General features: G+C 58.4%; 16 protein-coding genes. 14 read left to right on the forward strand and 2 right to left on the reverse strand.

What is annotated here, in order from left to right:
* Position 1: 1 nt before the first annotated feature.
* From J7395_RS17415 to J7395_RS17480, 14 genes are read left to right on the forward strand one after another with little or no spacing between them, the layout of a single operon-like run.
* On the forward strand, positions 2-250 hold the full coding sequence (locus J7395_RS17415; RefSeq protein ID WP_062953537.1) for an acyl carrier protein: 249 nt from the start codon (positions 2-4) through the stop codon (positions 248-250).
* Positions 231-830, forward strand: a complete 600-nt coding sequence (locus J7395_RS17420) for a hypothetical protein (protein WP_209222735.1) — start codon at positions 231-233, stop codon at positions 828-830. The genes J7395_RS17415 and J7395_RS17420 overlap by 20 nt, the downstream gene beginning before the upstream one ends.
* Positions 827-2,515, forward strand: coding sequence for an AMP-binding protein (locus tag J7395_RS17425; protein ID WP_209222737.1), 1,689 nt, complete (start codon positions 827-829; stop codon positions 2,513-2,515). The genes J7395_RS17420 and J7395_RS17425 overlap by 4 nt, the downstream gene beginning before the upstream one ends.
* A complete protein-coding gene (locus tag J7395_RS17430) occupies positions 2,512-4,233 on the forward strand; it encodes a glycosyltransferase family 2 protein (RefSeq protein WP_209222739.1) in 1,722 nt (573 codons plus the stop codon). Before J7395_RS17425 ends, J7395_RS17430 begins: the two co-directional genes overlap by 4 nt.
* On the forward strand, positions 4,226-5,788 hold the full coding sequence (locus J7395_RS17435; protein WP_209222741.1) for an aromatic amino acid ammonia-lyase: 1,563 nt from the start codon (positions 4,226-4,228) through the stop codon (positions 5,786-5,788). The genes J7395_RS17430 and J7395_RS17435 overlap by 8 nt, the downstream gene beginning before the upstream one ends.
* On the forward strand, positions 5,785-6,192 hold the full coding sequence (locus J7395_RS17440; protein WP_209222743.1) for a thioesterase family protein: 408 nt from the start codon (positions 5,785-5,787) through the stop codon (positions 6,190-6,192). Before J7395_RS17435 ends, J7395_RS17440 begins: the two co-directional genes overlap by 4 nt.
* Positions 6,189-6,824 (forward strand): outer membrane lipoprotein carrier protein LolA, encoded by a 636-nt coding sequence (locus J7395_RS17445; protein ID WP_209222745.1) that lies wholly within the window; start codon positions 6,189-6,191, stop codon positions 6,822-6,824. The genes J7395_RS17440 and J7395_RS17445 overlap by 4 nt, the downstream gene beginning before the upstream one ends.
* Positions 6,824-9,145: a hypothetical protein gene (locus J7395_RS17450; RefSeq protein WP_209222747.1), complete on the forward strand. Its 2,322-nt coding sequence runs from the start codon at positions 6,824-6,826 to the stop codon at positions 9,143-9,145. Before J7395_RS17445 ends, J7395_RS17450 begins: the two co-directional genes overlap by 1 nt.
* Positions 9,145-10,383 carry an NAD(P)/FAD-dependent oxidoreductase gene (locus tag J7395_RS17455; protein ID WP_209222749.1) on the forward strand — a complete coding sequence of 413 codons (1,239 nt, stop codon included), beginning with the start codon at positions 9,145-9,147 and terminating at the stop codon, positions 10,381-10,383. Before J7395_RS17450 ends, J7395_RS17455 begins: the two co-directional genes overlap by 1 nt.
* Before the next feature lie 56 nt (positions 10,384-10,439).
* The gene (locus J7395_RS17460) at positions 10,440-11,030 is read left to right on the forward strand and encodes a DUF3261 domain-containing protein (RefSeq protein ID WP_209222751.1); all 591 of its coding nucleotides are present in this window, start codon (positions 10,440-10,442) and stop codon (positions 11,028-11,030) included.
* The gene (locus J7395_RS17465) at positions 11,027-12,244 is read left to right on the forward strand and encodes a beta-ketoacyl-[acyl-carrier-protein] synthase family protein (RefSeq protein WP_209222753.1); all 1,218 of its coding nucleotides are present in this window, start codon (positions 11,027-11,029) and stop codon (positions 12,242-12,244) included. Before J7395_RS17460 ends, J7395_RS17465 begins: the two co-directional genes overlap by 4 nt.
* Complete coding sequence (locus J7395_RS17470) at positions 12,241-12,732, forward strand: hypothetical protein (RefSeq protein ID WP_209222755.1); 492 nt, start codon at positions 12,241-12,243, stop codon at positions 12,730-12,732. The genes J7395_RS17465 and J7395_RS17470 overlap by 4 nt, the downstream gene beginning before the upstream one ends.
* The gene (gene fabG, locus J7395_RS17475) at positions 12,729-13,454 is read left to right on the forward strand and encodes a 3-oxoacyl-ACP reductase FabG (RefSeq protein ID WP_209222757.1); all 726 of its coding nucleotides are present in this window, start codon (positions 12,729-12,731) and stop codon (positions 13,452-13,454) included. Before J7395_RS17470 ends, fabG begins: the two co-directional genes overlap by 4 nt.
* Positions 13,451-14,695 carry a beta-ketoacyl-ACP synthase gene (locus J7395_RS17480; RefSeq protein WP_209222759.1) on the forward strand — a complete coding sequence of 415 codons (1,245 nt, stop codon included), beginning with the start codon at positions 13,451-13,453 and terminating at the stop codon, positions 14,693-14,695. Before fabG ends, J7395_RS17480 begins: the two co-directional genes overlap by 4 nt.
* A gap of 46 nt (positions 14,696-14,741) precedes the next feature.
* Here the strand turns inward: J7395_RS17480 and J7395_RS17485 are convergent, their stop codons facing one another.
* A complete protein-coding gene (locus J7395_RS17485; protein ID WP_062959088.1) occupies positions 14,742-15,152 on the reverse strand; it encodes a RidA family protein in 411 nt (136 codons plus the stop codon).
* Positions 15,145-15,576 (reverse strand): thioesterase family protein, encoded by a 432-nt coding sequence (locus tag J7395_RS17490; protein ID WP_063094838.1) that lies wholly within the window; start codon positions 15,574-15,576, stop codon positions 15,145-15,147. The genes J7395_RS17485 and J7395_RS17490 overlap by 8 nt, the downstream gene beginning before the upstream one ends.

Raw genomic sequence — 15,576 nt, forward strand, 5'->3', positions numbered from 1 at the left:
CATGCAAAGTCGCCAGGACGTTTATCAGCAGCTTCACGATTACCTTGTCGAACTTTTCGAAGTCCCGTCCGAGGATATCACCCCGGACGCCCGCCTGTTCGAGGACCTTGACCTCGACAGCATCGATGCCGTCGACCTGATCGTCAAATTCCAGGAAATCACCGGCAAGAAAATCCCGGCCATGGAATTCCGGTCTGTCCGCACCGTCGATGACGTCGTCGAGAAGATCCATGACCTGGTCAGTTCCTAAACGGATCGCGACCATCCTGCTTGCCATACTGGGTATCATCTATCCGGTTCTGGTCTATTTCGGACTGACGGTCTTTTCCCCGCAGATCATCCTGATCGGGCTTCTGATCCTCGTTCTGTTGCGTGCCGCTTCATTTGCGCTGCAAAAACGTTATGGGCCTGCCGGTCTTGCGGTTCTGGTCGCCGCCATTGTCGCCGCAGGCGGCATCGCAAGCGAACTGGTCGCCATCCGCTTTTATCCGGTGATCGTCAGCCTGACCATGGGCACGGTTTTTACCGTTACGCTGTTTACCGAACGCCCCATGGTCGAACGCCTGGCACGGCTTAAAATGCCCGATCTTGATGCCTATTCGGTTGCCTATACGCGCAAACTGACCAAGGTCTGGATCGGATTTTTCGCGTTCAACGCGATGATTGCCACATGGACGGCACTTTATGCGAGCATGGAAATCTGGACGCTTTATAATGGGCTTCTGTCCTATGGCCTGATCGGCATCCTGTTCATTGGCGAATGGCCGGTCCGCCGTTTCTTGCGTGCCCGCCATGATCGCAAAACCGGAAACAATATCGAAACCCCATGACCGGCTTTATCGCAAACCTGCATGATCCGAAAAACGCCGCCACCGCCCTTTGCGTCGAAGGCGGCCGGGTCTTCTGTGCGGGTGATATCCTGACAGATATCGACCGGCTTTCCCCAACCTTGCGCCAATCTTCGTGCATCGCCATCCATTGCCAGTCGGCTCGTCTGCTCCTGATCGCGATCACCGCGGCATGGCGTGCGGGTGCGACCGTGATTTTCCCGGCAACCGACCGCCCCGCCTATCTTGATGGTATCAGCAGCCAGTTCGATCTGTATCTGGATGACGCCGCCATCCTCGAAAGACTTGCTGCGGCTACCGCAACCAATACCGGCAGCCACATGACATTGCCCGCCGCAACCGATTGCCGCGCGGTATTCTTTACATCTGGCTCGACCGGGGATGCCAAGCCCATCCCTAAAACACTGGCCCTGATCGAAGCCGAAATCACCATACAGGAACCGCTTTGGCAGCCGCACATCCCCGAAGGCGCGCGCATTGTCGGCCTAGTATCGCATCAGCATATCTATGGCCTGATTTTCCGCATCGTCTGGCCGGTGATCACGGGCCGTGTCTTTACCGCCGATCCCGCCCCCTATTGGGAAATGATGCAGGGCGATATCAATAATGGCGATGTCCTGATCACAAGCCCCGCGCATCTTAAAAACCTGCATCCCGATCTCGCCCGTGTACCGCGCCCGTCACTGATCTTTTCATCGGGCGGTCCGCTTGACCTTGCCGCCGCATCCGAAACCACCGCCATGCTTGGCACTTGTCCGACCGAAATTTACGGCAGCACCGAAACCGGCGGCATCGCCCACCGTCAGCAGACCGGCGACAACTGCCCGTGGCATCCTCTACCGGGGGTCGAGGTCGCCCTAAATGACGCCGGATGCCTTCGCGTGCGGGCCGCCCATATTGCAGGCGATGATTGGTATCAGACCGAAGACATCGCAAAGATCAATGACGCAACCGGCACCTTCACCCTGCATGGCCGGGCCGACCGGGTGGTCAAGGTCGAAGGCAAACGCATTTCGCTTGGTGCGGTTGAACGCCATCTGCGCCAAAGCAATCTGGTCGAAGACGCCATTGCCCTGATCCCCGATGAAAATGACCGCCGCCTTGGCGTGGTGGCCGTGCTGTCACCCGCGGGCCGCGATATGCTGGCCGATATCGGGCGGTTTCGCATGGGCCGGCAATTGCGGCGTGAAATCGCCAAATTCGAAGACGACGCTGCCCTGCCGCAACGCTGGCGCTTTGTCGATCAGCTGCCATCCGACAGCCAGGGCAAACGCCCGCTTCATTTGCTGCGCGCTCTTTTTGCCGATATGGAACCTTTAACGCCTGAAATCGTTATACAAAATCGCGATGATGACCGCGTCAACCTGTCGCTGCACCTGCCAACGGACCTGCTTTATTTCCGTGGCCATTTTCCCGGCATGCCGATCCTGCCCGGGGTGGTGCAACTGCACTGGGCCGTGGATCAGGCCGCAGCGCTTTTTGACGTACCGGTCACCATCGGTGAAGTGACACAACTAAAATACCGAAAGCCGATCACACCGGGATCGACCGTGATGCTGGAACTTGATTGCGACCGCGACAGTGCGAAAATCAAATTCCGCTATCATTCCGACGCCGAAGGCGATCACAGCTCCGGTATTCTGAAATGGCGCGAGGCTGCCTCATGAAAATCTGTGCCGTCATCCCGACCCATAACCACCATCACGTCCTGGCTGATGTCGTGGCGCGCATCCGCGAATATGATCTGCCGGTGATCATCATTGATGACGGATCGAACGTGCAAACGCATGATGTTGTGGCCAGCCTGCATGATCCCGAAAACGGGGTTACCTGTCAGCATCTCGATGAAAATGGTGGCAAGGGTGTGGCGGTGATGGCGGGCCTTGCCATGGCTGAACGCGCCGGTTTCACCCACGCCATTCAGGTCGATGCCGACGGGCAGCACAATCTTGACCGGATCGAAGAAATGATCCGCATCGCCCGCGAAGATCCGGCTGCCCTCATCACCGGCCTTCCGGTCTATGATGACAGCATTCCGGAAAAACGCCGCATCGGGCGCTGGATTTCCCATGTCTGGGTCTGGATCGAAACATTATCCACCCATATCCGCGACAGCATGTGCGGCTTTCGCGTGTATCCGGTATCCGAAAGCCTCGCGGTCTGGCGCGAAGAAGGCTGCGGTCACAAGATGGATTTCGATACCGAACTGATGGTGCGCCTTTACTGGCGCGGTGTCCCGATCCATCACGTCCCGACCGAAGTCACTTATCCCGAAAACAACACATCGAACTTCCGCATGTGGAAGGACAATGTCCTGATCAGCTGGATGCACACCCGGCTGTTCTTTGGAATGCTGATCCGCCTGCCGGGCTTCATCGCCCGTGGTGGTCATTTCGGGCAAAAACACCGCACCGGTATTGATCCCGAAAAACATCCTGAAACCGGGGGCAAATCCGCCCGGCACTGGTCGGAAATTGATGAACGCGGCATGTATTGGGGCATCCGGTTCCTTGGCATGGTTTACCGTTATGGCGGGCGTCGGCTTTGCATGGTCGTGATGTTTCCGATCATCGCCTATTTCTTTGCCACCGGGCGAATTGCGCGCCGCGCATCGCAGGATTTCCTGACCCGGATTGCCGCCATCACCGGCCAACCCAAACCGGGTCTGCGTGACAGTTTCCGTCATTTCATGAATTTCGGCGAAAGCGCGCTGGATAAAATCGCAGCATGGTCGGGCGAAATGAAGATCGATGATCTTGACCTGCCCGATCACGCCGAAAGCCTGTTTGACTATATGCCGCGTGATCAGGCCGTCATCCTGTTCGTATCCCATTTCGGCAATATCGAACTGGTCCGCGCCATCGCCAGCCGCGACCGCGATTTTCGCGTCAATGTGCTATTGCATCAGAAAAACGCCGCCCGCTTTGGCCGTGTCCTGCAAAAATTCGCCCCCGAAAGTCAGGTCGACCTGATCGAGGTCACCGAAATCGGCCCCGATACCGCGATGCTGCTGCGTGAAAAGGTCGAACGCGGCGAATGGATCGTGATTGCGGCGGATCGCGTTGCCATTGGTGCGCGTGATAAATCGGTAAGTGTCCCGTTTCTGGGCGATCCGGCTCCGTTCCCGCAGGGGCCGTTTGTTCTGGCCCATCTGCTGCAATGCCCGGTCTATATGGCTGCGGCATGGCGCAACGGAAACCGGTTTGAAATCGCGTGGGAAAAACTGGCCGATAAAATAACCCTGCCGCGTGCCAACCGGGTCGGTAAAATCACCGAATATGCCGAACAATATGCAGGCTGGCTTGAAAAGCTTGTTGTGACGCGGCCGCTGCAATGGTTCAATTTCTATGACTTCTGGGCGAATAAAAAGGACAACAATGAATAACAGCCGCACCACTGTCCTGTTTGGCGAGGAAAACCTGCGCATCGAAGATATCGTTGCCCTTGCCGAACAACGCGCCCTGCCCGTCCTGTCATCCGACCCGGAATTCACCAGCCGCATTCAGGCCGGGGCCGATTTCCTTGATCGGGAATTGCGCGATCACGGCCATATCTACGGTGTCACCACCGGCTATGGTGATTCCGTTTCGCGCCGTGTGCCGCCCGAACTGGTCGCCGAACTGCCGCTTCATCTCAGCCGGTTTCACGGTTGCGGCCTTGGCGATATTCTCAGGCCCGATCAGGCGCGCGCCGTCCTTGCTGTCCGGCTGGCATCACTTTGCACCGGCTATTCCGGCGTCAGCCTTGATCTTCTGCGCCAGCTTGCCGGCCTTCTCGAACATGACATCACGCCGCTGATCCCCGAAGAAGGATCGGTCGGCGCCAGCGGCGATCTGACCCCGCTTTCCTATGTGGCAGCCGCCCTGATTGGCGAACGCGACGTGCTTTATCGCGGCCAGAAAATGACCGCATTGGATGCGCTTGGCGCGTCCGGGTTAACGCCGTTAACGCTACGCCCCAAGGAAGCCTTGGCGATCATGAATGGCACATCGGTCATGACCGCCATGATGTGTCAGGCATTCGTACGCGCGGATTACCTCTGCCGCCTGACCGCGCGCATCACAGCACTTGCCTCTATCGGGTTGCTCGGCAATCCGGCCCATTTTGACAAATGCCTGTTTGCCGCCAAACCCCATCCGGGGCAGGCCCGCATTGCCGCCTTTATTGAAACCGACCTTGCCGATCTCGGCACCAATTATGCCCCGGCCCGCTTGCAGGATCGCTATTCGCTGCGCTGTGCACCGCATGTCATCGGCGTTCTGGCCGACATGATGCCGACCTTCCGCGCGACGCTCGAAACCGAACTTAATAGTGCCAATGACAACCCGCTGATCGATGTCGAAGGCGAAACCATCCTGCATGGCGGTCATTTCTATGGCGGGCATGTCGCCTTTGTCGCTGATGGCATGAAAACCCTGATCGCCAATCTGGCCGATCTGATGGACCGGCAGATGGCGCTTCTGGTCGATACCAAATTCAATCATGGCCTACCATCGAACCTGTCGGGATCGGATGCGGATCGCGCTTCGATCAATCATGGGCTAAAGGCCGTGCAGATCGGCGTTTCCGCCTGGACGGCAGAGGCATTAAAAAACACCATGCCCGCCAGCGTCTTTTCGCGCTCGACCGAATGCCATAACCAGGACAAGGTCAGCATGGGAACAATTGCCGCGCGCGATTGCCTGCGCATCCTGCAACTGACCGAACAGGTCGCCGCTGCCAACCTGATCGCCGTCAAACAGGCGATCACGCTACGTCTTAAAAACGGTGATATCAAAGCCGATCAGCTTGGCAGCGACATCACAACCTTCCTTGATGCGCTTGGCAATGACATCCCCTTCATCGCCGAAGACCAGCCGCTTGAAGCAACACTCCGCCTTCTGATTGATCGCATTCAATCACGTCACTGGGCGCTTTATGGCGGGGACTTGGCATCATGATCAGTGCGTCGGTCACCGAAACGGTTCAGTTCTATCACCTTGATCCGATGAATGTCGTCTGGCACGGCAATTACGTGCAGTTCTTTGAAAATGCTCGCTGCGCGTTGCTGGACAGGGTCGATTACAACTATCCGCAAATGGATGCGTCGGGCTATGTCTGGCCGGTAGTGGACATGCGGGTCAAATATGTCCGCCCTTGCACATTCGGGCAAAACATCACGATCACCGCAACGCTCCGCGAATATGAAAACCGGCTTAAAATCGACTATCTGGTCAGCGACAGCAAAACCGGTGAAAAACTGACCAAGGGATTCACCATTCAGGTCGCTGTCGAAAAATCCACCGGCGAAATGCTTTACCGCAGCCCCGATTTCTTCATCGAAAAGATGGAGGCCCTTGTTTGATCCCGATCCGCCGCCTGATCGCATCCATCGCAACCGCCGCCCTGCTGGCTGCAGGCATGGCCGGCACCGCACGGGCGGATGATATTCCGGCCCCGGCCACCATCGGCACCGAACAATATCTCGGCGGCAGTTTCACCATGGACCGCCACCTTGACGGCTTTGAAAAGCCGCTCACCTCGAACGGTGATTTCGTCCTGTCTCCTGCAAACGGGCTGGTCTGGCGCACCCTTGCCCCGTTTCCCGGCACCACGATCCTTGATGATCACGGCATCACCCGGATCGATGATCAGGGCAACCGCGACGAGTTGGCGCGTGGCGATCAGTTCCGCCAGTTTGTCGAACTGATTTCGGCTGTGCTTGCCGGAAACTGGCAACCGCTGGAACAGCGTTTTGACATCGCCAAGGACACAACCGAACAAGGCGCATGGAAGGTCATCCTGACGCCAAAGGATGGCAGCACCATCCAAAACCAGATCAGCAAAATCACCGCCACCGGCACCGATTTTGTTGAAAATGTCCGACTGGAAAAACCGACCGGCGATCATGATGCCATCACCCTTTCCGATCAGGCATTGCAAGGCCTGCCGCTGCCGCCCGAATTTGCCGACCTTCTGACCGGCCCGGTTCAGTAATGGCATTGCGCGCAACCCTCTGGGCCCTGTGCCTGATCACAATGGCGGCTTTTGCCACGTGGCAATTATGCGGCGGCCATACCGGGATCGATGCCGATATCCTGTCCCTGATCGGGCAGGAAAATGCCGACCCAAACGGCCCGCAAAGCGATATCGCCACCGTCCGCCATCTGCTGGCAAATGATGGTCAGCAGGCGATCTTCATGCTTTCGCACCCCGACCGCGACACACTTGAAACCGCCGCCACTGATTTCGCGGGCCGGATCGCGGCCCTTGATGGCACGCAAACCATCACCCTTCCCGGTCACAACAACGACCGCTTTGCCGACCTGATGGCGCTTTATGGTCCGCACGCCAACAGCCTGCTATCACCGTCTGATCGCGAAAAGCTGGCAAATGGCAACGCCGAAACCCTTTATCGCCGCGCACTTCAGAACCTCTATTCCCCGGCAACGACCCTAAGCAGCCAGTCGCTAAAACAGGACCCGTTCGCGCTTCTGCCCGCCTTCCTGTCCGACCTTGGCACCAAGCTCGGCACCGGCAACGATATCATCACCCGCGACGGGCAATTTTACCTGCCGGTGATGGCAAGCCTGTCACCCGATCTGCGCAGCTCCGGCAATGATCAACGTTGGGTCACCGGGGCCAACACCGCCCTGCAATCCATCACCGATGCCACCCCCGGCCTGACCACCGCCAAAACCGGCCAGATTTTCTTTGCCGTGGCAGAAGCCACCCGCGCCCAAGCTGATGTGCAACGCATCGCAATCATCGCAACCATCGGCATCCTTATGATGATCGGGCTGGTGTTCTACTCACCCATCCCGCTTCTGGGGGCGCTTCTCGTCGTCGGCAGCGGTCTTTTGGCGGGGCTCGCCGCCGTGATCGCGATCTTCCCGGCGATCCATTCGATTGCGCTGGTGTTTGGCGCGACCATGATCGGCATTTCGGTCGATTATGCCCTGCATTACCTTGTGCTGCGCTCTGCCGCCGGATCCCCCACGGACCGGCTGCGCAAAATCCGACCGGGGCTAAGCCTTGGCCTTCTGACATCCGTGATCGGCTTTGGCGCGCTGTCACTCAGCCCCACGCAATTGCTGTCCCAGATCGCGGTTTATTCCGTCGCCGGTCTGGTGGCGGCCTATTGTTCGGTGCTGTTCCTGCTGCCCCTGATCCCGGCCCGTGATGTCAGGTCTTCCTCGCCGATCCGCAAATTGCATGACGGTCTGCAAGCTATCCTTGGCAAAACATTTGCCCCGATCCGGGTGCGACTGATCGCAAGTGCCGCGATCATCATCACCCTTGCGCTTGCGGCCTTCCTGATCCCCGGCAATAACGATATCCGCCAGTTCGGCCACGGCAATGACGCGCTGATATCAGACGCCAGTGAAATCGCCGATATCCTCGGCCTCGGCGGCAGCCCCGTCTTCATTCGCATTGACGACACCGATCCCCAAACCCGCCTTGAAACCGGCGAAGCGGTGCGGGGTGCCCTGACACCGCTGATCGCCGATAACCGGCTTGGTGGCATGATCGGCCTGTCCGATCTGATCCCGTCCATCACCCGGCAAACCGAAAACCGCGATCTGGTCACAACCGGCCTTTATGATCGCTTTGGCCTGGCCCTTTCCGATCAGTTAACGGTCAACATCACTGCGCCGGATAAAGATGCCGATTACCTCATCCCCGATGACAATGCGGCAAGGACATTGCCCGAAATCACCCGCCTGCATTCCGGCGGGTCGGACATCATCCGGCTTCGCAACGCCACCGATATTGACGCCATTCGTGACGCCCTTGGCGATATCCAAAACGTCACCCTGATCAATCCACCCACCGCGATCAACAACCAGTTTGCCGCCTACCGCCTGTGGGCATGGATTGCCCTGGGCGGTGCGCTTTGTGTCGCCGCCATCCTTGCAGTTTTGCGTTACGGGCTTCGCACCGGCGTCTGCGTTTTTGCCGCGCCCGCCGGGGCGATCCTGTTTGCAGTGCTGGGCGGCTATGCCTTTGGCATCGCCCAAAGCTTCTTTACCACCATGGCGCTGTTTCTGGTCTTTGCCATCGGGGCTGATTACGTGCTGTTTCTGGCCGAAAGCCGTAACGAAACCCATGATGACGACACCCGACTTGCGGTATTGCTGTCGCTGATCAGCAGCGTCTTGGCCTTTGGCCTGCTTGCCACATCATCCGTACCACTGGTGCGCGATATCGGATCGGTGATTGCCATCGGCCTGATCGGTGCGTGGTTCCTGGCCTTCTGGATGACCGCGCCAGCAAAAAATAACACGCAAACCCAAAACCAGCGGGGACAGGAATAGTGAGACCCGATTGCGATATCGCCATCATCGGTGCCGGACCTGCCGGATCGGTCATTGCCAAATTCCTGCATGATGCCGGCATGGCCGTTACCGTGCTCGAAGCCGAAACATTCCCGCGCTTCGTCATCGGCGAAAGTCTGCTGCCCAACTGCATGAATGTACTTGAACGTGCCGGGCTTCTGGATGCCGTGACCGATGCCGGGTTCCAGTTTAAAAACGGTGCCGTCTTCGAATGCGGCCCCCAATATATGTCGATTGATTTCCGCCAGAATTTCGAACCATCCGATTGCTGGGGCACCACGTTTCAGGTCAAACGCGCCCGCTTTGACCAGATTCTGGCAGGTGAAACCGCCCGCGCCGGGGTCGATATCCGCTTTGGCCATCGCGTCACATCCGCACAACTTGCCGATGGCGATTGCCGCCTTGGTTTCACCGATGCCAATGGCAATCCTGGTGAACTCCGTGCCGGGTTCGTGGTCGACGCCAGCGGCTATGGCCGCGTCCTTCCCCGGATGCTCGGCCTTGCCCGGCCCGGCAAGTCGATTGAACGCCGTGCCCTTTTCACCCATATGCGCGATCACATCACCGATCCCGGCTATGACCGCGAAAAAATCCTGATCACGGTGCATCCGACCCGTCATGAAATCTGGTACTGGCTGATCCCGTTTTCCGATGGCACCGCATCCGTCGGTGCGATCTATCCCGATAATGACCCCGCCTTTGTCGGCATGTCCGATCAGGACATTTTCAATCAGCTGATCAACGATACGCGGCTCGGAAGCCTTCTGGCCAATGCAGAACCGATCCGCGATCTCAATTCCATCGCCGGATATAGCGCGCAGTCGGAAAAACTTTTTGGCGATGGTTATGTGCTGCTGGGCAATTCGGCGGGCTTCCTTGATCCGGTCTTTTCATCGGGGGTCACCATTGCCATGCATTCCGCCGAACTGGCCGCCAAGGCCTTGATCGCGCGTCATAATGGCAGTGCCGTTGACTGGAACATGGATTTTGCCGAACCACTGTCAAAGGGCGTCGATACGTTCCGGGCTTACGTCGATGCATGGTATGATGGACGGTTACAGACGATTATTTTCAATCAGCCCGATGACGATTCACAACTGAAACGTATGGTCGTTTCGATCCTTGCAGGTTATGCATGGAATATGGAAAACCCGCTGGTCGCCAAAACCGAACGCTATCTTGAGATGTTGCACGATCTATGCGCTCCGTCGTCGTAAAAACCCTTGTCGCTGGCATGCTTGCCACGGGCCTGAGCGCCTGTGAAACAATGAACATGCCCGATCTGACAATGCCCGACTTTTCCATGCCGGACGTCTTTACATCAACACCGGCGCAAGCCGTGATGCTTGACGAGGGTTACGAATTCACCCTGCCCGAACAGCCATGGGCCGATGATGACACCATCGACGTCACCCAGCAGGTCACGGCAAGCTGGAAAAACACCAGCAGCAACGAAACCGAAACCGGCACCTTTCAGGCCCGCCTGTCCCTTGAACACGATCACGTCCGCATCGTCATGATCGATGATCTGGGCCGTCGCGCGATTGATATCGACTGGTCGACCGATGCCCTGTCGGTCCAAACCGCCGACTGGCTGCCCAAAACGCTTGATGCCGGGCGCATGCTTGCCGATATCGTCATGGTCTATTGGCCGCTCGATGTCGTGCGCGATGCCCTGCCGGGCAATATGTCGATCCGCGAAACCATGGGCGAACGCATGCTTCGCATGGATGACAACGGCCGCGCCTATGCCCGGATCGAACGCCCGATCCGCGATGTCTGGCAGGGTGTGGCAAACCTTCGCAATGAACGGTTTGGCTATGTCATCACGATCCGTTCACAACGGACCGGATCGTCATCATGACGCCGGGTTCGCTGTATCTTTCCGCCCTTGGCATCGTATCGGCCCTTGGCAGCGGGATCGATGAAAGTCGCACGACCCTGTTTGGCGATCGCCCGGCGGACATGATCGCACGCGATGGCTTCCTGCCCGACCGCACCACGATCCTTGGCACCGTCACGCATGATCCCGAACCGCTACCCGATCACCTTGCCCGCCACGATACCCGCAACAACCGTCTGCTTTGGGCCGCAACCCGGCAGATCGAAACCGATATCACCAATCTGATCGCCGATATCGGCCGGGACCGCATCGGTGTCATCATGGGCACCAGCACATCGGGCATCGAAGAAGGCACAAGCGATTACGAAGCCGCCCTTGATGGTGGTGTCTTCCCCGAAATGTTCGTCTATAGCCATCAGGAAATCGGATCGCCCGCCGATTTCCTGCGCGATGCCTTTGATCTTGGCGGGCCGTCTTATGCGATTTCAACCGCCTGCTCGTCGAGTGCCAAGGCCTTCGCCGCCGGGGCGCGCCTGATCAATGCCGGGCTGTGCGATGCGGTTCTGGTCGGCGGCGTCGATAGCCTCTGCCGTCTGACCGTGCGCGGCTTTGATGCCCTGCAATCGGTATCAAACGACATTTGTAATCCCATGAGCATCAATCGCGACGGCATCAATATCGGCGAAGGGGCCGCAATTTTCATCCTCCGCCGTGATGCGGGCGACATCGAACTGCTCGGTGTCGGTGAAAGCTCCGACGCCCATCACCCCAACGCCCCGCATCCCGATGGCCGGGGGGCGGCAATGGCCATGCAAAACGCGCTGGCAAACGCCAAACTCAAACCATCTGACACCGCCTATATCAATCTGCACGGCACCGCGACCCCGCTTAATGACGGCATGGAAGCCCGTGCCGTTTGTGATGTTCTCGGCGCCAACGTCCCGGCAAGCTCCACCAAACCCATGACCGGCCATACGCTGGGTGCTGCGGGCGCCATCGAAGCCGCCATGCTCTGGCTCTCGCTTTGCGATGCCGCCCATGGCGCGCCCCTGCCGCGTCATATCTGGGATGGTGCGACTGATCCCGAAATTCCCGACATCAATCTGGTGACCAAACCGGGCACCAGATTGCCCCCTTCGGATCGCTTGGCGATGATGAGCAACTCGTTTGCCTTTGGCGGCAGCAACGTCTCGGTCATTCTGGGCCGGGGCTGGAACCGGGGGAACCGCGCATGAATGCGTCTGTAAAACCCGCCTTCCCACCCGTCGAAACACTGGTGCCGCACGCAAGCCCGATGCTCCTGATCGACCGCATTCTCGCTGCCGATGCCGAAAGCCTGACGGCAGAAGTCCGCATCACCAAAAACAGCCTGTTCTTCACCCCAACGCACGGCGTCCCCGCCTATGTCGGGATTGAATATATCGCCCAGTCGGTCGCCGCCTATAGCGGCTGGCGTGCCCAATCGGCGGCCCCCGGCACAGCCCCCAAAATCGGTTATCTGCTCGGCACGCGCAAAATGACCATGGCGTGCGACGGCTTTGCCGATGGCGATGTGCTTGTCGTCCATGTGAAAAACATTTTCGAAGACGGCGAAATGGGTGTGTTTGACGGTGAAGTCCGCAAAGGTGACGAACCCCTTGTGACGGCGCGCATCAATGTCTATCAGCCCAATGACGCCGCATCCGAAACCCCATCCAGCAACCAAGAAACGACAAAGCCATGACAGAAACCATTCTGGTAACAGGTGCAAGCAAGGGGATCGGTGCCGCCACCGCGCGCCGTCTTGCAAGGGACGGTTTTGATATCATCGTCCATTATCATTCCGATCAAACCGGGGCCGAAGCCGTGCGTGATGATATCATCGCCCTTGGCCGCACTGCCCGCCTGATCCGGTTCGATATCGCCGACCGGGACGCAACACGCGTGGCACTTGAGGCCGACATTGCCGATCATGGCGCGCCCTATGGTGTGATCCTCAATGCCGGGCTGACCCGCGATGGACCGTTTCCCGCCCTTGAAGACGACGATTGGGATCGGGTTCTGCACACCAATCTCGATGGCTTTTACAATGTGATCAAACCGCTGATCATGCCGATCATTCAACGGCGCAAGGGCGGGCGGATCGTGGCGCTCACCTCCATCGCCGGGATCGCTGGCAATCGCGGGCAGGTGAATTATGCGGCTTCAAAGGCCGGGATCATCGGCGCGGTCAAATCGCTTGCCCTTGAACTCGCCAAACGCAAAATCACCGTCAACGCCGTCGCCCCCGGCGTGATCGAAACCCAGATGACCGGCGACCTGCCCGCGGACGAGGTCAAGGCGATGATCCCGATGCGCCGCTATGGCACAACCGACGAGGTCGCCGCCACCATCGCGTTTCTGTGCAGCCCCGATGCGTCCTACATCACGCGCCAGGTCATCAGTGTGAATGGGGGCATGTTATGAGCAACACATCCTCCACCCGCCGCGTTGTCGTCACCGGCATGGCGGGCATCACCGCCCTTGGTGATAACTGGGAAACCATATCCTCGCGCATGGCAGCGGGCGAAACCGGCATCCGGCGCATGGATGACTGGGATGGCAAATATGATCTGCGCACCCGCCTGGCAGCCCCCGTGCAGGACTTCACGCTCAAGGGCAAGTTCAGCCGCAAACAGCTTCGCAGCATGGGCCGCGTCGCGCAGATGTCGGTTGATGCCACCGACAAGGCACTCGAAATGGCAGGGCTTCGTGATGATGCCGCCATCCTTCAGGGCGGGCGTCTTGGCATTGCCTATGGATCATCCTTTGGCAGCACCCCGCCCGTTCTCGGCTTCACCCGCCTGATGGAACATGGCGACAGCAACGCCATCACCGCCACCAGCTACATCCAGATGATGAGCCACACGGCGGCCGTCAATATCGGCGTGCTATACGGCATTTCCGGGCGCATCATCCCGACCTCGACCGCCTGCACATCGGGCAGCATGGGGATCGGATATGCGTATGAGGCGATCAAATTCGGCATGCAGGATCTGATGATCGCAGGCGGGGCCGAAGAACTCTGCCCCACCATGGTCGCCGTGTTCGATACCCTGTTTGCCACCAGCACAAGCAACGACGCCCCCGAACTCTCCCCGCGCCCCTATGATGCAAGGCGCGATGGTCTGGTGATCGGCGAAGGGGCCGGAACGCTGATCCTCGAAGAATACGAACACGCCAAGGCCCGCGGGGCGACCATCTATGGCGAAATCGTCGGCTTCGCCAGCAATTCGGACGGCGCACACATCACGCAGCCCGCGGCGGACAAAATGGAAGTCGCCCTTCGTAAATCGCTTGAAACTGCCGGGCTGTCACCATCGGATATCGATATCGTCAATGGCCACGGCACCGCAACCGATCACGGCGACCTTGCCGAAAGCAAGGCGACCCGTGCGGTGTTCGATCGCGCCATTCCGATGCACACCCTAAAGGGCCATTTCGGTCACAGCCTTGGCGCATGTGGTGCCATTGAGGCATGGCTTGGCCTTGAAATGATGCGAGAAGGCAAATTTGTCGCCACCGCCAATCTTGAACAGGTCGACCCGGAATGCGCCGAACTTGATTACATCTTTGGCGACGCCAGAAGCCTTTCGGCCGAACATATGATGAGCAACAATTTCGCCTTTGGCGGCATCAACACATCCCTGATCTTCCGGCAAATCTGATTTTACCGACCAACAAAAACCCCGGCATCTGCCGGGGTTTTGCGTTTCAGGCCGCGTTTCTATCCGCCGGGATCGATGCCGTCGCCTCGATCTCGATCAGGGCTTCGTCTTCGACAAGGGCGCTTACCACAACCATCGTCATCGCCGGGAAATTCTTGCCAAGCACCCGGCGATAGGCCTCGCCGACCTCACGCTGTTTCGCAAGATATTCCTTCTTGTCGACCACATACCATGTCAGCCGCGTCAGGTGTTCCGGCCCGCCACCGGCGGCCTCGAGCACATCGACAATATTGCGCAGCGCCTGTTCCATCTGACCGACGAAATCCTTGGCGACAAAGACCTGATCGGCCGTCCAGCCGATCTGCCCACCGATATAAAGCGGCACCCCGTCGGCCAGCACGCCATTTGCGTAACCCTTGGGCGGTTTCCATCCGTCTGGCTGAATGATTTTATGCATCTTTTTCTACCATTTCATTGATTTCGTTGTCGATTTTGGCACGCAAATCATCGGGCCACGGCACCGATTTCCCGGCACCCCTTCTGGTAAAGACCAGCGTTGCTGTCATCGAAAGGCGTTGCTCGTCGCCACAGACAGCCGTGATTTCAAGATCAAGGCTCGACCGCCCCAACCGTTTCGGCACCAACCGAAACTCAAGCATCTCGCCAAGGCGGCTTGGCGCGGTAAAACTGATCTGAAGCCCCGCGGTCGGCACCGCCACCTCGTCCACACCATGCATCTGCGCAAAGCTGAAGCCGATGCGGTCCTCAAACCATTCTTCGACCGTCGCATTGATCATTTCGAAATAGCGCGGATAAAAAACGATCCCCGCCGGGTCGCAATGCTGAAACAGAACCTTCTGGGCATAGGTGAATGTCGTCAT

It is taken from the genome of Thalassospira sp. A3_1, from assembly GCF_017744215.1.
GTDB classification, from domain to species: Bacteria; Pseudomonadota; Alphaproteobacteria; order Rhodospirillales; family Thalassospiraceae; genus Thalassospira; species Thalassospira lucentensis_A.

Bases quoted from the DNA above. Each gene is read 5' to 3' on its own strand.
- J7395_RS17415 (WP_062953537.1), top strand. From the start codon at position 2: ATGCAAAGTCGCCAGGACGTTTATCAGCAGCTTCACGATTACCTTGTC.
- J7395_RS17420 (WP_209222735.1), top strand. From the start codon at position 231: ATGACCTGGTCAGTTCCTAAACGGATCGCGACCATCCTGCTTGCCATA.
- J7395_RS17425 (WP_209222737.1), top strand. From the start codon at position 827: ATGACCGGCTTTATCGCAAACCTGCATGATCCGAAAAACGCCGCCACC.
- J7395_RS17430 (WP_209222739.1), top strand. From the start codon at position 2,512: ATGAAAATCTGTGCCGTCATCCCGACCCATAACCACCATCACGTCCTG.
- J7395_RS17435 (WP_209222741.1), top strand. From the start codon at position 4,226: ATGAATAACAGCCGCACCACTGTCCTGTTTGGCGAGGAAAACCTGCGC.
- J7395_RS17440 (WP_209222743.1), top strand. From the start codon at position 5,785: ATGATCAGTGCGTCGGTCACCGAAACGGTTCAGTTCTATCACCTTGAT.
- J7395_RS17450 (WP_209222747.1), top strand. From the start codon at position 6,824: ATGGCATTGCGCGCAACCCTCTGGGCCCTGTGCCTGATCACAATGGCG.
- J7395_RS17460 (WP_209222751.1), top strand. From the start codon at position 10,440: ATGCCCGATCTGACAATGCCCGACTTTTCCATGCCGGACGTCTTTACA.
- J7395_RS17465 (WP_209222753.1), top strand. From the start codon at position 11,027: ATGACGCCGGGTTCGCTGTATCTTTCCGCCCTTGGCATCGTATCGGCC.
- J7395_RS17470 (WP_209222755.1), top strand. From the start codon at position 12,241: ATGAATGCGTCTGTAAAACCCGCCTTCCCACCCGTCGAAACACTGGTG.
- fabG (WP_209222757.1), top strand. From the start codon at position 12,729: ATGACAGAAACCATTCTGGTAACAGGTGCAAGCAAGGGGATCGGTGCC.
- J7395_RS17480 (WP_209222759.1), top strand. From the start codon at position 13,451: ATGAGCAACACATCCTCCACCCGCCGCGTTGTCGTCACCGGCATGGCG.
- J7395_RS17485 (WP_062959088.1), bottom strand. From the start codon at position 15,152: ATGCATAAAATCATTCAGCCAGACGGATGGAAACCGCCCAAGGGTTAC.
- J7395_RS17490 (WP_063094838.1), bottom strand. From the start codon at position 15,576: ATGACGACATTCACCTATGCCCAGAAGGTTCTGTTTCAGCATTGCGAC.